Annotated in this window: 15 protein-coding genes; 6 read left to right on the plus strand and 9 right to left on the minus strand. The window is 35.2% G+C overall.

The window, feature by feature from the left end; genetic code table 11:
• Window positions 1–73 precede the first annotated feature (73 nt).
• Entirely contained in the window at window positions 74–1,498 is a 1,425-nt protein-coding gene (locus DWB61_RS04265; protein WP_125029655.1) for a P-loop NTPase fold protein, read from the plus strand.
• A gap of 113 nt (window positions 1,499–1,611) precedes the next feature.
• Here DWB61_RS04265 and alaS read toward each other — a convergent pair whose 3' ends face one another.
• Window positions 1,612–4,245 carry an alanine--tRNA ligase gene (gene alaS, locus DWB61_RS04270; RefSeq protein ID WP_125029656.1) on the minus strand — a complete coding sequence of 878 codons (2,634 nt, stop codon included), beginning with the start codon at window positions 4,243–4,245 and terminating at the stop codon, window positions 1,612–1,614.
• Window positions 4,246–4,374: 129 nt separating this feature from the next.
• Here alaS and DWB61_RS04275 point away from each other — a divergent pair, with 129 nt between their 5' ends.
• From DWB61_RS04275 to DWB61_RS04290, 4 genes are all read left to right on the plus strand, one after another.
• A complete protein-coding gene (locus DWB61_RS04275) occupies window positions 4,375–5,343 on the plus strand; it encodes a M23 family metallopeptidase (RefSeq protein ID WP_125029657.1) in 969 nt (322 codons plus the stop codon).
• A gap of 129 nt (window positions 5,344–5,472) precedes the next feature.
• Window positions 5,473–5,808, plus strand: coding sequence for a MerR family transcriptional regulator (locus DWB61_RS04280; RefSeq protein ID WP_125029658.1), 336 nt, complete (start codon window positions 5,473–5,475; stop codon window positions 5,806–5,808).
• A 38-nt stretch (window positions 5,809–5,846) separates the two neighbouring features.
• Window positions 5,847–6,941, plus strand: coding sequence for a Nif3-like dinuclear metal center hexameric protein (locus DWB61_RS04285; RefSeq protein ID WP_125029659.1), 1,095 nt, complete (start codon window positions 5,847–5,849; stop codon window positions 6,939–6,941).
• Window positions 6,942–6,945: 4 nt separating this feature from the next.
• Complete coding sequence (locus DWB61_RS04290; RefSeq protein ID WP_125029660.1) at window positions 6,946–7,785, plus strand: zinc ribbon domain-containing protein; 840 nt, start codon at window positions 6,946–6,948, stop codon at window positions 7,783–7,785.
• A gap of 78 nt (window positions 7,786–7,863) precedes the next feature.
• On the opposite strand, the gene DWB61_RS04295 is transcribed toward DWB61_RS04290, so the two are convergent.
• The 4 genes from DWB61_RS04295 to DWB61_RS04310 all read right to left on the minus strand — a co-directional run bounded on the left by DWB61_RS04295 (window position 7,864) and on the right by DWB61_RS04310 (window position 11,053).
• Window positions 7,864–8,979 carry a CapA family protein gene (locus DWB61_RS04295; protein ID WP_125029661.1) on the minus strand — a complete coding sequence of 372 codons (1,116 nt, stop codon included), beginning with the start codon at window positions 8,977–8,979 and terminating at the stop codon, window positions 7,864–7,866.
• Between the two features lie 30 nt (window positions 8,980–9,009).
• Window positions 9,010–9,831, minus strand: coding sequence for a TPM domain-containing protein (locus DWB61_RS04300; RefSeq protein ID WP_125029662.1), 822 nt, complete (start codon window positions 9,829–9,831; stop codon window positions 9,010–9,012).
• 10 nt (window positions 9,832–9,841) lie between these two features.
• Window positions 9,842–10,285 carry a TPM domain-containing protein gene (locus DWB61_RS04305; protein ID WP_125029663.1) on the minus strand — a complete coding sequence of 148 codons (444 nt, stop codon included), beginning with the start codon at window positions 10,283–10,285 and terminating at the stop codon, window positions 9,842–9,844.
• A gap of 177 nt (window positions 10,286–10,462) precedes the next feature.
• The gene (locus DWB61_RS04310) at window positions 10,463–11,053 is read right to left on the minus strand and encodes a LemA family protein (protein ID WP_125029664.1); all 591 of its coding nucleotides are present in this window, start codon (window positions 11,051–11,053) and stop codon (window positions 10,463–10,465) included.
• A 337-nt stretch (window positions 11,054–11,390) separates the two neighbouring features.
• On the opposite strand from DWB61_RS04310, the gene DWB61_RS04315 reads away from it, so the two are divergent.
• Window positions 11,391–11,714 carry a thioredoxin family protein gene (locus DWB61_RS04315; protein WP_125029665.1) on the plus strand — a complete coding sequence of 108 codons (324 nt, stop codon included), beginning with the start codon at window positions 11,391–11,393 and terminating at the stop codon, window positions 11,712–11,714.
• A gap of 10 nt (window positions 11,715–11,724) precedes the next feature.
• Here DWB61_RS04315 and DWB61_RS04320 read toward each other — a convergent pair whose 3' ends face one another.
• The 4 genes from DWB61_RS04320 to porU form a co-directional block, all read right to left on the minus strand.
• Window positions 11,725–12,084 (minus strand): CoA-binding protein, encoded by a 360-nt coding sequence (locus DWB61_RS04320; RefSeq protein ID WP_125029666.1) that lies wholly within the window; start codon window positions 12,082–12,084, stop codon window positions 11,725–11,727.
• A 99-nt stretch (window positions 12,085–12,183) separates the two neighbouring features.
• A complete protein-coding gene (gene ispF / locus DWB61_RS04325) occupies window positions 12,184–12,663 on the minus strand; it encodes a 2-C-methyl-D-erythritol 2,4-cyclodiphosphate synthase (RefSeq protein WP_125029667.1) in 480 nt (159 codons plus the stop codon).
• A gap of 119 nt (window positions 12,664–12,782) precedes the next feature.
• On the minus strand, window positions 12,783–13,952 hold the full coding sequence (gene porV / locus DWB61_RS04330; protein ID WP_125029668.1) for a type IX secretion system outer membrane channel protein PorV: 1,170 nt from the start codon (window positions 13,950–13,952) through the stop codon (window positions 12,783–12,785).
• Window positions 13,953–14,011: 59 nt separating this feature from the next.
• Entirely contained in the window at window positions 14,012–17,800 is a 3,789-nt protein-coding gene (gene porU, locus DWB61_RS04335) for a type IX secretion system sortase PorU (RefSeq protein ID WP_125029669.1), read from the minus strand.
• Window positions 17,801–17,829 lie beyond the last annotated feature (29 nt).

A 17,829-nucleotide genomic window follows, 5' to 3' on the forward strand; every position in this document is an offset into this window, starting at 1 on the left:
GGGATTAGTGATTGCGCTATTTTTTTTGTTAAGTTTATATTTCGTTATGTGAAAAATAAATTAAAATAATTATATGGCAGAAGATCTTATCCAAGTTGCTGAAGAAATCCAATCTACGACTGAAATAAAGGAAATACCAATTGATAAACCACTTCAAGATTTTCATCATCATTTGAGCTATAATGAAAGAATTATTTTCTCAGCAAAATTTGGCGATGGGAAAACATACTTTCTGAATAAGTTTTTTGAGGTACACAAAGATGAATTTGAAGCTATTCGGATTTTCCCCGTCAATTATCAGGTTGCCGATAATAAAGATGTCTTTGAGTTAATTAAGAAAGACATTTTAATACATCTTCTAGCTAATGATTTAATAGAGGATGAGGATTTCTTTGATGAAAGTATTTACGCTCAAAACTATCTGTTTAATAACGGAGCAGATATTGTTTTTGATATTTTAAGTGATGTTCCAGCGGTTAAAGTTCCGGCTAAAATTATCCAGAAATCTCTTAAGCATTTAAAGAAATATAAGAATGGTAAAGTAGATTCTGCAGAAAGTAAAAGAGTACAAATAGAAAATTATCTTTTAAAATTTGAAGAGGATAAAGGTGTTGCTGAGTATGACGTTATCTCAGAACTGATTACTCGTATCATAAAGTCAATTCAAGATAAAGGAAAGAAAAAGAAAGTTGTTCTTATTATTGATGATTTAGATAGAATTGATCCAGCTCATTTATTTAGAATTCTTAATGTCTTGACTGCTCATATCGACAGGGATATTATTTTGCAAAAAGAAATTGAAGATGGTGTGGGTAATAACAAGTTTAATTTCGATCATATTATTACTGTTTTCGATATTGAGAATGCGAAGAATATTTTCAGTCATTTATATGGACTTAAGACAGATTTCCCGGGCTATATATCAAAATTTATTTCGGGAAAACCATTTGAATACTCATTACAGAATATCTTGATGGATTATGTATTTGAAAATCTTTCAGAGCGATATGGAATCGATAAAAATATTCTTAAAATAACAAAGATTCGAGAAGCGATTAGAAAGGCTTCGGTTCGGGATAAAATAAAATTAATCTCAGGAATTGAAAAAGAAATAGTAAACTGTATTATTGAAGAGAAAGAAACAAAGTTTTCTTCAGTTAATAAATTTACATGTTTTTTAGTTTTATTAAAAAGATTAGATCTTAGAATTATTGATGTGTTCGATGATCTTTTAAAAGTTAATAAGTTCTGTTTATTTAATCTAATTGGAGTTAATCTTTATTTAGGAAGTGATATAGTTATAGGAAATGATGTTATTGGCATAGCAGTACGATTAGGTTCAAATAATTCAAATTGGTCAAAAATTACAATTAAAAGACACAATTCCATTGTTGAGGATATTGAGTTCTTAGAAGATGTTGGAGATATAGACATTTCTGTTCTTAGATCAGAAGTGAAGTTGATAACTAATAAGTTGATAGCTTATGTAAAGCTATAATAAACCATTAAGTTTAGTGATTGTTTTTATTAGGACCAGGGGAATTTCTAATAATATAAAAGCGACTACCCTTGGGTAGTCGCTTTTTATATGTCTAAAATTTAAAGCTAGGCTTAGCCTTCAATTTTGTGTAGAATCATTTTCTTAGCTGTACTGATAGCCGCATCAATCCCCTGAGGATCTTTACCCCCTGCAGAAGCAAAGAATGCCTGGCCACCGCCACCACCTTTAATTTCTTTAGCTGCTTCGCGAACAATTGCTCCAGCATTCAAACCATATTCTTTAACCAAATTATCCGAGAACATGATGGTCAGGTTGGCTTTTCCATTTAAATCAGCACCAGCAATAAACACAAGGTTTTCAACTTCAGCTTTCAGTTGGTAAGCGACATCTTTAATTGCATCAGCCGATCCGATATTCATCTTTTTGCTGATGAAATTAACACCTTTGGTTTCAGATATATCAGATTTTAAAGCATTCTTCACAAGCTTAAGTTGATCCTTCTGGAAAGCTTCAAGACCTTTTTTCATTTCAGAATTTTCCGAAATAAGGGCTTCGATATTTTTTAGAAGATTTTGGTTCGACTTGAAAGTACGCTCAATCTCTTTAAGTGTGTTTAACTTGTCGTTGATGTATTTCTCAGCTTTAACAGCAGTAATCGCTTCAATACGACGAACACCTGCAGAGATAGCACCTTCTGAAGTAAACTTGAATAAACCAATTTGACCAGTAGCCTTAACGTGTGTTCCCCCACAAAGTTCAACTGACTCGTTTAATTTTACAACACGAACTAAATCACCATATTTCTCGCCAAATAGAGCCATTGCACCTAATTCAACAGCTTCCTGCATAGGAATGTTGTTCTTAATTTCAGTGGTCGCATTTTCGCGAATCTTTGTGTTTACAATTTCTTCAACCTTAGCAATTTCTTCTTCAGTCAATTTTTGGAAATGAGAAAAGTCGAAACGCAGATGATCAGGAGTCACCAAAGAACCTTTTTGCTCTACATGATCGCCCAATACTTCGCGAAGTGCTGCATGTAATAGGTGAGTAGCCGTATGATTGTTAGCAATTAATTGACGCTTTTCAGTATTAACAACGGCTTTAAAAGTCAGGGTTGGATCGCTAGGTAATTCATCAGTAATATGGATGATTAAGCCTGTCTCCTTTTTGGTATCAACAATGGAAACTTTCTCGCCATTTGCCTCGATATAACCCGTGTCACCAACTTGTCCACCACTCTCGCCGTAAAAAGGTGTATAGTTGAATACCAACTGGTACAAATCTTTCCCTTTGATATTCATCTTACGGTATCGAGTGATCTTTACGTCAGTCGATAAGTAATCGTAACCTACAAATTCTTCGTTATCGTCTTTTAGAATCTCGATCCAGTCGCCAGTTTCCATTGCAGTAGCTGAACGTGAACGGTTTTTCTGAGCTTCCATTGCCTCATTAAATTCTCTACGATTCACGACCAGGTCGTTCTCTTTAAGAATCAATTCAGTTAAATCTAATGGGAAACCGTATGTATCGTAAAGTTCAAAAGCAACTTTACCTTGAACAACTTTAAAGTCGTCTTCTTTTGTTTTTTCAATAATTTGATCAAGCAACTTGATACCGTTAGCAAGTGTTCTTAGGAAAGAATTCTCTTCCTCTTTCACCACTTTCTCGATCAAATCTCTTTGCTTAATCAATTCAGGGAAGTGTTTTCCCATAACCTCGATAAGAACCTCAACCAAACGGTACATGAAAGGATCTTTCAAATCAAGGAAAGTGTAACCGTAGCGTACTGCACGACGAAGAATTCGTCGAATCACGTATCCAGCTTTGTTATTCGATGGTAATTGACCATCAGTAATTGCAAATGAAATCGTTCTAATGTGGTCAGCAATTACACGCAAAGCGATATCAACTTCTTCGTTTTTGCCATAAGTCTTACCACACATCTTAGCAATAGCCTGAATGATTGGCTGGAAAACGTCTGTATCGTAATTCGATTGTTTTTTTTGCATAGCCATACAAAGACGTTCGAATCCCATTCCAGTATCAACATGCTGATGAGGTAATGATTCTAGCGAACCATCAGCTTTACGGTTGAATTGCATGAATACCAGGTTCCATATTTCAACAACCTGTGGATGATCCATATTAATAAGATCTCTACCATCAACAAGTTTTCTTTCGTCTTCACTTCTAAGGTCGATATGAATTTCAGAACATGGACCACAAGGACCAACATCACCCATTTCCCAGAAGTTATCCTTCTTGTTTCCATTGATGATGTGATTTGCAGGAAGATATTTCTCCCAGTAGCCTGCAGCTTCATCATCACGCTCCATCTTATCTTCTTCGCTACCTTCGAAAACACTGGCATATAAACGGTCGGTAGGAAGTTTTAAAACATCTACCAATAGTTCCCAGGCCCAATCGATAGCTTCTTGCTTAAAATAGTCGCCAAAAGACCAGTTGCCCAACATTTCGAACATGGTATGGTGATAGGTGTCATGTCCTACTTCTTCCAAGTCGTTGTGCTTACCCGATACTCGCAAACACTTTTGAGAGTTGGCAATTCGTTTGTATTTAATCGGAGAATTACCCAAAAAAAGATCCTTAAACTGGTTCATACCAGCATTAGTGAACATTAATGTAGGGTCATCTTTAATTACCATCGCTGCCGATGATTCAATTTTATGTTGTTTGGATTCAAAGAAATCCAAAAAGGTTTGTCTGATTTCGCTAGAATTCATATAGTATTATGTTTTAAATCAATGAGATTTTGATACTTAGCTTGCAAAGTTAGATTATTTCCTTAATTTTGCTCACATGCGTGAAGAAAAATGTATGTTTTTCTAAAAAAATAAATTGAATATTAACCTATGGCAAAAACCAAATATCAGTTTAATCCTGAGTCGATTAGTTACGAAGAAGTTGAAGTAAGCTTTAAGACTCGAGCATTAGGCTTTTTAAAACATATAGCTTCAAGTTTGGTCCTTGCTGTTATTATGGTGGCCATTCTCTTCAATTATTTTGGTTCACCAAAGGAGCGTTCGCTAGAACGTGAGAACCAGGAATTACTATCTCATTACGAAAGATTAAATAACGAATTCAATAAAGCACGTGTTGTTTTGGGTGACCTTGAGCAACGAGATGACAACATTTATCGTGTGATTTTTGAAGCGGAACCTATTCATAATAATATTAGAAAAGCAGGTTTTGGTGGGGTTAATCGTTACGGAAATTTAGAGAATTTAGAGAATGCTGATCTAGTTATTTCGACAGCAAAGAAATTGGATCAATTATCCAAATCTATTTACGTTCAAACCAAGTCGTATGACGAGGTAGAGGTAATGGTTAAGAATAAGTTCAAACTCTTAGCAGCTATACCGGCTATTATGCCAATTGCGATCAAAGATTTTAATCGTATTTCTGCGGGTTACGGATGGCGTGTTCATCCGATTTATAAGACTCGTAAATTTCATGATGGTATGGACTTTACAGGTAAATTGGGAACCCCGCTTTATGCCACAGGTGATGCTGTTGTTAAAGATGTTTCTATGCATAAAGGCTATGGGAAAACGGTTGTTTTGGATCATGGTTATGGGTATACAACTCTTTATGCTCATTTAAATGGTTATAACGTCAAGCGTGGACAAAAAGTAAAGCGAGGAGAAGTTATTGCATTCTTGGGTAATACTGGGAAATCGACAGGACCTCATTTGCATTATGAAATTAGAAAATCAGGTCAGACTTTAAATCCTATTAATTATTACTTTAATGACCTATCGGCAGATGAATATGACCGTATGGTTGCCTTCGCTGCGAACACTGGTCAAACAATGGACTAGTTTCACCAAAAAGATACTGGCAGACATAAAAAAGTGGCACGAAAAATTTAACTTCGTGCCACTTTTTTGTTAATTTAGTCTAAGCTTATAATTTAAGCTCCTGTCATACTGTTTGAAAAAGAGTCTGCTGTGCCATATCGAGAAACGAAAATAGAAAAACTCTACTACTCCATTGGAGAGGTTGCCGAAATGTTTTCGGTTAATACTTCTCATATCCGATATTGGGAGAAGGAGTTTGATATTATAAAGCCAAAGAAGAACAAAAAAGGGAATCGTTTTTTTACAAAGGCCGATATCGATAATTTCCATTTAATCTATCATCTTGTAAAAGAAAGAGGGATGACCCTTAGTGGTGCTAAATTGAAGTTGAAGGAAAACAAAGAAGATACTCAAAATAATTTTGATGTCGTGTCAAGACTTCAGGATATTAAGACGCTCCTTCTAGAGATGAAAGAAATGATCTAGAATTCCGAATCAGGAATATAACCCTTAAAATTTTAGAATTGAAAGTAAAAGATATAGTAGCTGCGATAGAAGAAATAGCACCCCTATCTTATCAGGAGTCCTATGATAATGCAGGTTTAATTGTAGGGAGATATGATTGGGAAATTACTGGTGCATTAATATGCTTGGATGTTGTAGAGGAAGTTGTAGAGGAAGCTATTAAAAAAGGCCTAAATCTGATCATATCACATCACCCCATTGTTTTTAAAGGGCTGAAACGATTTAATGGAAATAACTATGTGGAACGCACAGTAATGTTAGCCATTCAAAATAATATTGCCATTTATGCTGCTCATACTAATCTGGATTCTGTAAAAGGGGGAGTTAGTGATAAAATGTGTGATGTATTGGGCTTAGTAAATCGTAAAGTTTTAGATCCGCTAAGTGCTGATTTGAAGAAATTAGTGACTTATGTGCCATCTGATAAAGCAGAAGAGGTTCGTAAGTCTTTGTTTGAAGCTGGGGCAGGGCAGATAGGTCATTACGATTCTTGTAGCTTTAATTCAAAAGGAGAAGGTACTTTTAAAGCTAATGAGTCTGCGACACCTTATGTTGGTAAGCAAGGTGAGTTACATTATGAAGCGGAGACTCGAATTGAAACGATTTTTCCTAAGCATTTACAAGGGACAATTGTAAGCGCTTTATTCCGTTCTCATCCTTACGAGGAAGTTGCCTATGATATATATTCTTTAGAGAACAAAAACCCTCAAGTTGGTTTGGGCATGATTGGTGAATTAGAGAAGCCAATGGATAGTCTTGAGTTTTTGAAAAAACTGAAGGGCTTATTTCATTGTGGAGCTATACGACACACACCTATTATAAAGGATACGATAAGAAAAGTAGCACTTTGCGGTGGCAGTGGAAGTTTCTTATTGAGAAAAGCCATGGCATCCAAAGCTGATATTTATATAAGTGGAGATTTTAAATATCACGAATTTTTCGATGCCGAAGGAAAGCTAATTATTGTTGATATCGGACATTATGAAAGTGAACAGTTTACTAGAGAAATTTTTTATGAGATAGTTACAAAAAAATTCCCTAACTTTGCGGTTCGTATCTCAGAGATAAATTCGAATCCAATAAATTATTTGTAAACATATGACTACACAAAATCCAAAAGCTGCAGATTTAAAGGATATTTCAGTTGAAGAAAAATTGCGTGCACTATACGAAATGCAAAGTATTGATGCTGAGGTTGACAGGATTAAAACGCTAAGAGGAGAACTTCCTTTAGAAGTTCAGGATTTGGAAGATGAAATTGTGGGGCTTGACACCAGGATTATTAATCTTAACACTGAAGTGAGTGTACTTGGTGATACTATCACTAAGAAGAAGCAAGAGATAAAAGAAGCTGATTTGTTGATTAAAAAGTACGAGGCTCAACAGTCTAACGTTCGAAATAATCGTGAATTTGACTCTATCTCTAAAGAAATTGAATTTCAAAAGCTTGAAATTGAGTTATGCGAGAAGCGTATTAAAGAATTCACAGTAGAGGTTTCTGGCAAGAAAATCCAGATTGAAAAATCAGATGCTGTTTTAGCTGATAAAAAGATGGACCTTGAGGCTAAGAAAAGTGAATTAGACGCAATTGTTTCAGAAACTCAACTTGAAGAAGATAAGTTGAATGGTAAATCAGCTGAATACAAAACCAAAATTGAGCCGCGTTTAATTAATGCTTATAACCGTATTCGTAGTAATGCGCGTAATGGTCTTGCTGTCGTTACTGTTGAGCGTGATGCATGTGGCGGTTGTTTTAACAAAATTCCACCTCAACGTCAGATGGATATTCGTACTCGAAAGAAAATTATCGTTTGTGAATATTGTGGACGTGTTTTGGTTGACCGTTATATCGTTGATTACGATAGTAGCCTAGAAAAAGCTGATGTTGAAGAAGCTGATGCTAAGCCAAAAAGAAGAACTCGCAAAACAAAAGAGTAATTCTGACTATAGATATTACAAAGGCCGTCGAATTTCGACGGCCTTTTTGGTATGCTAGATTTGTGATGTGAATCCGATCTAGTTTGTTGGTGTAATTAAACCCTCTGCACTGATATTTAATTTAGCTTCAGGAAGATCACTTAGCGTTAATTCCTTCAGTTTTAAAGCAGCTTTGTTTTGTTTGTCAATTCGAGTCCCTAAACCTTTAATTTGTTTGCACGAAATTACTTCAGCCTTTTTGAATTCACCCTTCTTGTTTGTAAACACCTTTAGAATAGGAGCTAAACCATTAATGCCTGATACTTTCATACGACTATAAGTACAGAAATTTCCCAAGCTGTAGATGATAAAACGATCTTTGTACAGATCAACAGCTCTTAAAACATGCGGTCCATGACCTAAGATGACATCAGCGCCAGCATCAATCATTTTTCGAGCAAATTCATACACATTACCTCTGTCTTCACCCAAAAATAATTCTCGCTTTTTAGTTAGATGTTCGTATTTCGATCCTTCAGCTCCACCATGAAAAGAAACGACTGTCACATCACATCTTTCGTTTAGAGATTTTATAATACGTACAGCTTCTTCTGTATCATTAATATCACAAGTTCCTTTAATAGGAGCAAAGGCACAAAATCCAAATTTGACGCCATCACGTTCAACAACAATAGTAGGATATTCTAATAAACCGACATGCCTTAGACCAGTCTTTTCAATCAGTTCAATGGTATTTAACCTACCAGCAACACCTAAATCTCCTGAATGGTTATTAGCCATACTCAGGACATCGAATCCAGCATCAGCAATATGTTTGAAGAGAAAATCAGGACTTCGAAAAGCATAGCAATTAGCAGTATCCTGACATTTTTTTGTAATGGGTAATGAATCAGAAAAAGCACCTTCTAAATTTCCAAAACTGATGCTTGCATCACTTATAAATGGATAAAGTTCTTTCATGAGATTATCACCATTTTGTGGAGGTAGATATTTGGGATGAGGGAAATTAGTTCCCAGCATGATATCTCCAACTCCAACAATACTGACTAATTTTTCGTCAACTTGTTTTAGAATCGTATCAGGCGTTACGATGATACGATCTTGTAAAGGAATCGTATCAACAGCCTCTTGAGCTATTAGAGCTGATTGGCTCACAAGTAGAATTGATATGATTTGAAGTGAAAATAGTCTCATAGACGTGTGTATTGTAAATAAAATGTTTAATTACCAAGATCCACCAGCTCCGCCACCACCGAAGCTTCCGCCTCCAAAGCCTCCGAATCCACCAAAACTACTTCCTCCGCCACCAAATCCACCGCTACCCGATGAGAAATCGTTGAAAGAACTACCATGTGATCGTGAACTAGACCCCATCAGACCGAGTAGCATCCAAAATGGAAGACTACTTCCTGTACTACCCATGGTCTGATGTCCACGAGATCGAGAGCGTCCTATAAATGAAAAGATAAGGATGATAAAAAGAGGGATTAGGAATCCCAATGAGCCACCTTTACTTGAATACTGTTTTGCATATTGCTGATGATTGAATTCACCTTTTGCCAAGCCCATCAATACAGAACTAGCCTGATTGATTCCTTCATATATTTGACCTTGTTTGAAATAGGGAATCATCTCGTTACTCACAATCTCTTTAGCTGTAGCGTCAGGTATAGCGCCTTCAAGGCCATACCCTGTTGCAATGAATACTTGTCCGCGGCTTTCTGAAGTTTTTGGCTTGAAAAGTATCACGATCCCATTGTCAAAGCCTTTTTTTCCAACTTGCCACTTTTCACCTATCTCATATGCAAAACTTGAAGCATCAGAACCTTTTAGACTTTTAACCGTAACTAAAGTAATTTGATTACCTGTATTAGCGTAAAAATCGAGCAATTTTCTCTCTAAAGCATTCGCCTCTGATTTTGTAAGAACATTGGCAAAATCATTAACCAATACTTGCTGTTTAGGCCGCGCTGGAATGTCCTGCGCTTGAGAAAAACTTGAAAGAGCTAGAGTTAGTATTAATAATAGTTGTTTAAAATATCTCATTGCTTTAATTTTAGTTATCTCCAAATGAGATGTCATCACTTAATTCATTCACATCATCAGCTTGATAAGGGAAATGAGTTTTTAATTGTAGTCCAGCCATCTTTATACCTTCTGAAAGCCCAGTGGCAAACTCGCCTTGTTTAAAGTAGCCTAGTATTTCTTCTTTGGTATGATTCCAAAATGATTCTGGAACCTTAGCATTAATACCAGCATCGCCTAGAATGGCAAATTTATGATCGCGAATGGCGAGATAAAAAAGAACACCGTTTCTCAATTGAGTTTTGTGCATTTCCAGTTTTGAAAAAAGAAAAGCGGCTCTATCCATAACATCATCAGGGCAATTATTCTCAACATGAATACGAATTTCCCCCGATGTATTTGTTTCGGCTTCTGCAATGGCTCGTTTAATAGCTATTTGCTCTTCTTTACTAAAAAAATCAGCAGCTGATTTCATCTGTTATAATTTTAAATTTCGTTCAGATGGAAGTCGCCATAAGAACTTTTATTTCTGGATTGTAGAAATATCCTGAATGGCTCGTTTCATATTATTAATATTGGATGTGAGTATTGAGATATGTGATCTGAGAATATTTGATATCTCAGAGCACACATCATTATCTCATTACATTTATTAAAATTTAACCTCAGGAGCTTTTTCTGAACCTTTAGTGGCTTCGAAATAAGCTTTCTTCTCGTAATCAAAGAATCCCGCAAATATTGAATTAGGAAACTTTTTAATGTAAATATTATATTGCTTAGCCGACTCGTTGAATTTCTTACGCTCAACAGTGATGCGATTCTCCGTACCCTCTAATTGTGCTTGAAGGTTCATGAAATTCTGATTAGCTTTAAGCTCAGGGTAACGTTCAACACTCACCATCAAACGAGATAATGCAGAACTTAATCCGTCTTGAGCCGCTTGAAACTGCTTTATGCTAGCGGCATTCATATTATCAGGAGTAATATTTACTGAGGTTGCTTTTGCACGTGCTTCAATTACTCCTGTAAGGGTTTCTTTCTCATGTTCAGCATAACCTTTTACAGTATTTACCAGATTCGGAATTAAATCGGCACGGCGTTGATAAACATTTTCTACTTGTGCCCATTGACCATTCACATCCTCGTCCATGGTAACCATATTATTCTTAAAACCGACAGATTTACTTATTCCCCAAATAGCAAGAAGAGCTATAATAATTAGGATAATGACTGATTTTTTCATGTGTTTTGAATTTATTTTTGAAATTATTGTTAGAATTTTAGACGAATTCATTTGTATAATGACGATATGAATCTACATTATTTCTATGAGATAGATTTAAAACTACAAGATATTCGGCAAAATGTATGCCTATATGGATAAGTGGACAAAAAGAGTAGTTAAAATGACAGGCTGACAGAGTTGTATTTTGACTTTAGGGTATTTTCAATTTTCATCTATTACAATTATTGTAGGATAGAATAATTGCTTAAAAATTCTAATTTTGGGTCAGAAATCATAAAAATACCAAAAATAAAAGGGAGATTCGAATCCTCCCTTTATTATAAATTTTGCAAAAATGCGCATCCAATCTTTAAACGAAATCGAAAAATTAAAAGAACAAGAAGCTTCGTTTTGTATCTATTTCTCATCGCCCAATTGTGGTGTATGTCAAGTGCTAAAACCCAAAATAATGAGTCTGATGAAGGATGATTACCCTAAAATTCAAACTTATCAAGTAGATACAGCTATCCATCCTGAAATAGCAGCTCAAATGGGCTTTTATACGAATCCTAGTTTTATTGTTTATTTAAATGGACAAGAATATCTAAGAAGATCTCGTTCTATTAGTCTACAGGAGTTAGATGAGAGCTTAGCTCGCCCTTATAAGTTAATGTTCTGAATTTAAGGGTTTAATAGGTTCCTACATTTAGCATGACCAGTGGACACGCTTGTTCAGTCAGGATCCCATTGGCACGAGCTTTTATCTCAAATTCTGAATTCTCTGTTCCCGGTGGGAATAATATGCGTTGAGGTTTTAAACTGATTAAATAATCGTAATAACTTTTTTGGTTTTTTGCCGAAATATAAATTGCAACTGTATTAATATCGGTATAATGAGGGAATCCAGTTTCAATGTTTACAGTGTAAGCAGTACCTTCTTTATTACCAATAGCATAAGTCTTTATTTTATGCTCTTTTAATAGCTTGATACATTTGTTTGAATAGCGTTCAACATTCGTACTTGCGCCAATAACCAGAGTTGTTTTCATTTTGGAAGCTTAATGGTTAATATTTTGTTACCCTATGAATATACAAAATATTAAGCATAAGTTAAAAAGGCAAATGTTATTTATTTGAAATTCAATTCACTATTTTTTCTCAATGAGGACGGTCGCATAGGCTGAAACACCATCTTCGGTACCTTCAAAGCCTAGTTTCTCTGTTGTTGTGGCTTTTATGGCTAAATCTTCAATATCTATTCCCATAACATTGGCAAGTGTTTGTTGCATTTCAAGAATATGCGGATTGATTTTTGGTTTTTGCAAAGCGATGGTCGAATCGATATTACCAATTGTAAATCCTTTTTCAGCAATGATCTCAACCGTTTTCTTGAGCAATATTTTACTGTCAATTCCTTTTAGTTCAGCTGATGTGTCAGGGAAATGATAACCAATATCTCTCATGTTCGCAGCACCCAATAAGGCATCACAAATGGCATGAATTAAAACATCACCATCTGAGTGTCCAACACTTCCCTTATAATGATCCAATTGAATGCCACCTAACCAAAATTCTTCACCCTCTGCTAATTGGTGAACATCGAATCCGAACCCTACTCTAATTTTCATTATTTATAATTTTTATCATGACTGTATAGGCCTTAAATTGACTAAACAGTGTTGAAATGAATTTGTACAAAAAAATCCTCATGTGAAATGAGGATTTTAAAGTTATATATTTTTTTAATTTATCTTCTATTCGATTTCAAATCCAGATTTGCAGAAATGGAAACACGTAAAGTATTTTGTAGAGGATTATTTTGACTTGATGGGATTAAATATGAGAAATCAAGATCGAACATACTAAGTTTAACGCCAACACCAGCGGTGTAGAATTTACGATTCCCTTTATCTTCGTTTTCGTGAAAATAACCCGTACGAACGGCAAATTGATTTTGATACCAATACTCCAAACCTAAGCTCCAAGTTATTTCTTTGAACTCCTCACTCATGCCATTAGGGGCATCAGAAAATGAACTGAAAATACCAGACATCACACTCTTATCATTTTTATTTGAAGATAGGTTGTCATCATTCTCATCAATTTTTCTTCCAGATGAACTTGGAACTAATAGCTTATTCATATCAAGTGAGACAGAGATCGAATTATATTGGTCGATCTGGTGCTTATAAGTCGAACCAATTCTCAAATTCGTAGGGATAAATTCTTTCTCACTATCATCAGAATAACTTATTTTAGAACCAATATTAGATACATTTACTCCCCATGACCAGACTGATGGATTATGTGAAGAACCATATTCTTTTCGATGATAAATCGATAAATCTGCAGCAAAAGCATTAGCCGTTTTAGAAAGATTATCGTAACCTCCCTGTGAAATATCTGAGAATATATAGCGGAACGCGATCGCTCCAGAGAGATTGTCTCCCAAGAGGCGTGAGTAAGCGACATCAATAGATAATTCATAAGGACTTTTTTTAATTGGGATATCATCTGCTTGTTGTTGTAAGAAAATATCTCCAAGAGAAAAATATCTAAAGGATGCAGCTATGGTTTGATACTTATCTAAACTGTAATAACCTGAAAGATAGGATAGGCTCATGTCATCCGTTATTTCTCTTAACCAAGGTGTGTAGGAAGCGCTAATACCAGCCTCACTTTTTGTAAAACTATACTTTGCAGCATTCCAAAACATAGAGTTGTGATCAGGACTAGTAGCAACCCCCGTATTTCCCATGGCACCAGCTCGGGAATCAGGTGTTATAGAAAGAAAAGGAACAGCAGTTGAAATATAATTTGCTCCTGTTACTGATGTCCCTTGAGCATTAGCTTTGTTTAATAGAGTACAAAGAGCAAGTGCACAAAGTGCTCTAGCTATGATTTTTTGAATATTCATAAAGTTGAAATTGATTCGATCTGCAAATATATTATAATAACTCTGATTCTTTATTTTTATTATTTAAGGATGACTAATTTTTGAAATTTATTTGCCACTTTACCATCCTCAGTTCTCAGCTTAACTCGATAAAAATAGACGCCTCGGCCTATGGCGTCACCAAAGTCATCTTTTCCATCCCAGTTTATAGGCCCCACTCTAAAGCCAGAGGAGCTAATGGAAGTTTCTATGGTTTTAACTAGTTTACCAGAAACAGTCAATATTTGAATTAAGACTTCAATTTCACCACTTGCTTGATTGTGTTCAAAATAGAATCCTGTGTTCGTTGTGAATGGGTTGGGATAATTAAGGAGGTGTTTAATGGCTAATTTTGCATCCTTTGCCACAATAAAATCAATTTGACTTTCAGATGAATTGTTCACATTATCCCAGACCTTCAAGTTTAATTGATGTTCTCCTTCTTCAAGATTAGAAAGTTGGTAAGTTATTTGGCCTTTTTGGTAACTATCTAGTTCGGCTTGATAATGATCATTTAATTCTATGCTTTTATCATTGTTTTGATCTATTGTAGCAAGAATATTATGTCCAGAATTGGTCCCTAGTGTATTTATCCCACTTGAATCTTGAACGATTGCAAGTAGGAGTGGAGATTCATTGGTTGTTCCACCATTAACGAACTGTTCATCATTCATGTAAAGCTCAATTTCAGGACCTATTTTGTCGTCGATATTATTAATATCTGACCCACCTACAATAATATTATCGCTATATCCGCTTGCAGTAGTGGTGTTACTCTTTGCGTAGTATTGAATTTTTCCTTTACCATATTCAAAATTGATATCCTTTGGCACTAAAAAACTAAAGCTAAACTCACCGTTTTTTATACTGGCTTTCCCTGAATAAAGAGCATTTCTTTGCTCCTTGTATTCAAAAGGAGTTTCGTCGTTGCCTAATGTGGTTTTATCAGAAAATTTGTCAAAAACGGTAGGGTAAAGTATTCCATTAAATTGAGCGAGTTTTTGAGCATTTTTATCTTCAAGTTGCCCTGATATTGTAATCTTGCTTAGTGCTTTAAGAGTGTCAGTTGTTTGATTGATATCAATATTATTAAGCTTAAGAGTGGTGATATTTTCTTTGGGATAATTTAATTTTAAGGCAGGGTCTCCCAATAGGGTGAAGTTTCGTTTGTTATTACTTGAACCACTTGCATTTTTTGTGAGTCTCATAATATCACCCAAGCGTAAGTTCTCATTCTTGCTATCCCTAGAGAAAACATAGTTATAGAAATTCTGATTTAAAAAGAAATTAGGAGTTGAGTATACCAAGCGTGTTGTTGTGAATAATCCAATTCCACCACCATTATCTCTAAGGAGAATTCTTTCGCCACCCGATAATTTTTGATATTGATCAAACCGACTGAATTCACAGGTTGCTGTCATAAATAGGGGGAGGCGGTTCTCATTTTTCCAGGAATCAATATCTTCAAACATCATTATTCGTTCATGAGCCAAACCATTTTCATTGCCATGCCCTGTATAGTTAACGATTAAGTTCCCTTTGTTGATATTGTCTTCTATGTTTCTATTTACTTCAGGGTACCTGTCTCCTGCTGATGTGCTTACTTGTGTGAAGTCATCCAGAAAGATACGATGAATTCTATATTCCGGATTACTTTCTTCGAGCTGAACGGCTAACTTGTTAGCATCGCGCATATGGACGTTATTATCTTCATCATCTCCAATGAATGAAATTGCGGTTTGCCATTTTCCTAGGTTTTCATTTTTGTTGTAGTTTAGAATTTTAAACGTTACAATTTGAGCTTCTTCTTTTGAATTAACTGGCAGGCGGCCAATACCGATATCTACCAAACCTAAAGCTTCACCTTCATTATCGTCGAGAAGACCAAAGAAATCATCGGTTACAAATGATTGAGTTGGTGAGAGAGAATAGATCGATTGATAAGTAGGAATTTTATTTGTGTTGCTTTGGCTAACCAGTTTATTGTCGTACGAACCATCCCCAAAGAGAAGAAGGTATTTGGGCATTTCGTTTTCGCTTGACGCTCTATCGTAAAACATCTTAACGAAATTTCGAATCGCTGCAACATCGACAGTTCCTGATGAAAATTCATTGTATATACTTTCAGTACTGACTAAAGAAACCTTAAGTTGATCTTGTGTTTTGTGAAAGCCTGCAATTTGATTAGCGTGGCTTAAGAAATCAGGATGACTCACTATAATAAGATCGGTGGCTGAAAGGCCATGTAAGTTTTGATTCGGTATTTCACCTACAAGTCTGGGACTAGGGAATTTAGAGTTGAGATCAAAAGCTATCAGTTCTTTTAGTTCGTTATGGGAAACATTTATGTTGGCTGTAGTTCCAACAAGTTCTCTTGCAATTTGTTTTACCTGCGAAGGATCAGTTACATCCCAAACCATTGTGTTTGAGTTCGAATTTTTTAGTTTGAAGTTTGTAATATTACCTGATCCTACTGATCGTGAATCACGAAAAGCCAACTGTTCTCCTTCAAATTGAAGTTGACATCTTGCATTTAACCTCATATAATCTAACCATCCTATTGATGATGAAGAACCTTTTTCATATTCAATTTTAATAGTGAATTGATCTTGTGTTGCCTTATAATCAGTAAATCGTTGTCTGATTTGAGAAGCATATGTGGCTGTATAGCTACCGGTATTCACTGATGGAATGTCAATTTCTCCAATGGAATTGTTATTGGAGCTTAATATGAATTTTGTGCTTGAAGAAGAGCGTCCAGCAACATGTGTGTTAATACTTATTTCTTCATCTGTATTGAGATTTGGAAAACTGAATTGTAGAGTATAAGACGTTGTAATATCAAATATCTGTCCAAACCAAAGTTGACCTGACCGGAGAAGATTTTTATTGTCCAGATCGACAACTCTGTAGGCATCGAAATCACTGACTGTTATATTTGGATTAAGCTCGTTACTTACTTTTTGAATTAATGGAGATGCGGTTTTGTCTGATGTCAAAAAATAATGAGATACATTACTGTAGAGGTGATTTTCATGAACAAACTCATCGGTATCTTCATCGTATTGCCAGGATCTTGGTCCTTTTGCATAAAATAAAATGTAATCTCTAGCGTTGAATATCCCATCGCTACCTTTGTACATATAAATGTGATTCAGTACAAGATCATCACTTTTAAGAGCATTATTCATTTTAGGAAGCATGCCACCACCACTACCATATACTCTTATGTTTGTTGGGTTTTCAATACCCATATCTAAAAGTTGTTGGTATGTTATCTTATGGATGGCTGTTGAATCGACACTTATTTTAATCCATTTACCATTTGATAATATGGAGTTGTTTGCATAAGTTGCGTTAGTACTACTTTTTGTTCTTTGTTCCGAAGCTTGAGGAATAAGTTTGATTTTGAATTTTTTTAATTTTTCAAGTAATCCAGTTGATGGATTTTTTCTGATGGGAAGAAAGTTAACTTGTAAGTACTCTTGCTTTCGAATTCCAACTTTACTTAGTTGAAAATCGAATTTGGATTTGATTTGAGATGGGTCTATTAGATCTAGTTCATCTTGTGTAAACGATTCATAAATGGTGTTGTTTAGAACAAGTGAATAATCAGAACGACTATTATCTATTTTTAAGTTTTTAGAAAAATAAGGTAGAAAGTTTGTGCTTGCTTCAGTATTTGAACCTTCGAAACTGAGTATTTTAATTGATTTGCCTTCATCGGTGAAAACTTCTGAATTAAACCAGTTGAGTTCAAATTCTTGTTGGTTTTGAGCAAAACAGAGCTGTGATGCAAGTGATAATATAAGTATAAAGAGCTTACGCATTATTGATTTTGATTGAATTGGTTTTAGAA

It is taken from the genome of Ancylomarina euxina, from assembly GCF_003863355.1.
Classification (GTDB): Bacteria; Bacteroidota; Bacteroidia; order Bacteroidales; family Marinifilaceae; genus Ancylomarina; species Ancylomarina euxinus.